General features: G+C 74.0%; 2 protein-coding genes. Both read right to left on the reverse strand.

The features are described 5' to 3' along the window. The coding region (locus AB0G02_RS36505) for an FAD-dependent oxidoreductase (protein WP_360803944.1) at positions 1-403 on the reverse strand (403 nt) is incomplete at its 3' end. Beyond that, the coding region (locus tag AB0G02_RS36510) for a M1 family metallopeptidase (protein WP_360803947.1) at positions 400-1,815 on the reverse strand (1,416 nt) is incomplete at its 5' end. The genes AB0G02_RS36505 and AB0G02_RS36510, both read right to left, overlap by 4 nt.

Consider the following 1,815-nt stretch of genomic DNA (forward strand, 5'->3'; position numbering starts at 1 on the left):
GCCCGGCGTGCCGCTCCACGACACCGGCCGCGTCCGCGGGCAGGTCCCGGAACCCGAAGCGCCGCGCCAGCTCGACACCGTCCACGACGCACGCGGAACCCGGCAGCACCGCCTCGACCGCGTCCACGGACGGCGTGACGTCGTCGGCCGTGACGTACACCGACCCGGTCTCCCGGTAGCCCGCCCAGTCGCGGACCCGTTCGTCGGAACGCAGCTCGGCCAGCGACTCGGCCGCCTCGCGCGCCGCGCCCGCGTCCACCTCGAAGCCGCGCACCAGCCCGCCGGACGCACCCGAGGCGTCGGCCGCGCCGGGCGCGTACACCGTCACGTCCGCACCGGCGGTCCGCAGCCGCCAGGCCAGCGCGGCACCCGCGACGCCGCCGCCGACCACCGCCGCTCTCACCCGCGCCTCGCGTGCACGGCGCGGCGCAGGTCGTCGGTCAGGTCCGCGCCGCGGCGGCGCAGCGGCAGCGGCAGGTCGTCCCGCGCGAACAGCTCCTCGGCCGCGTCGAGCGTCGCCTGGTCGGCGGCGTAGCGGGGGTAGAGCCACAGCACGAGCGTGTCCAGCACCTTGTCCTCGCGCAGCCGCGCGACGTCCACGATCTCGGTGAAGAACCGGGCCACGTACGGCTCGGTCAGCTCCCGCTGCTCGGGCTGCCAGAACCCCTCGGCGGTGGACCACAGGCGGTAGCTCGACAGCTCGGCGTCGGTGGTGATCGCGCGCCACGCGGCCTGCTTCGCCTCGACCGTCGGGATCGCCGCCCGCGCCTTCACCGCGAACTGCTCGGTGTGCGTGCTCGGGTCCGCCGCGTACGCCTCGTCGATCTCCGCCTCGGTGAACGCACCCAGCACCGCGAGCCGGTACCGCACCCGCCACGCCAGGTCGGCGTCCAGCTCCAGCCCGGCGGGCAGCGGCACGCCGTCCAGCCAGCCGCGCAGCTCCGAGGTGTCAGAGGTGAACTCCACCAGGCCCCGGAACAGCGCCAGGCCGAGCTCGTCCTCCGGCGTGACGCGGGAGAGCCGGTCGCGCGCCGCGTCCGCCACGGCCTTGAGCAGGCCCGGTCGCAGCTCGGGGTCCAGCAGCCGGTCCGCGACGTCGATGCGGGCCTGTTCGAGCACCTCGATCACGATCGACAGCTCGGTCTCGTAGCCGAGCATCCGCGTCACCAGGTCCAGGTGGTCGGTCGCGGGCACGGCGCCGTCCACCACGCCCTGCAACAGCTGCGCCCACACCATCGCGCGGTTGATCGGCGCGAGCGCCGGCAGCACCTCCGGCAGCGCCTGGCGCGACGCGTCGTCGTAGCGGATCTTCGCGTAGGTCAGGTCGTTCTCGTTGAGCAGCAGGAACTTCGGGGCCTTCCGGCCCACCAGCTCGGGCAGCTCGGTGCGCTCGCCGTCCACCGTCACGCGGACCGTCTCGTGCGCGTCGCCGTACAGGCCGATGTCGATCGTGTGCGGTCGCAGCGCCGGGTGCGACGGCGGCGCGGACTGCGTGACGGCGAACGACGTGATCACGCCGTCCTCGACGGTGAAGTCCGGGGCCAGCGTGGTGACGTTGGCGGTGCCCAGCCAGCGGTCCGCCCAGTCGGTCATGTCCCGGCCGACGGCCTCTCCGATCGCCGCGTTGAAGTCCGCGAACGTCGCCGCGCCGTACGCGTGCCGGGCGAAGAAGATCCGCAGCGCCTCGCGCATCGCGTCGTCACCGATGTGGTGCGCGAGCTGCCGCAACGCCGACGAACCCTTGAAGTACGAGATCCGGTCCAGGTCCAGCAGGGCCGACATGGCGTCCGCGCCGTCGATCCACACCGGGTGGGT

The organism is Actinosynnema sp. NPDC023658 (assembly GCF_040639995.1).
GTDB lineage: Bacteria > Actinomycetota > Actinomycetes > Mycobacteriales > Pseudonocardiaceae > Actinosynnema.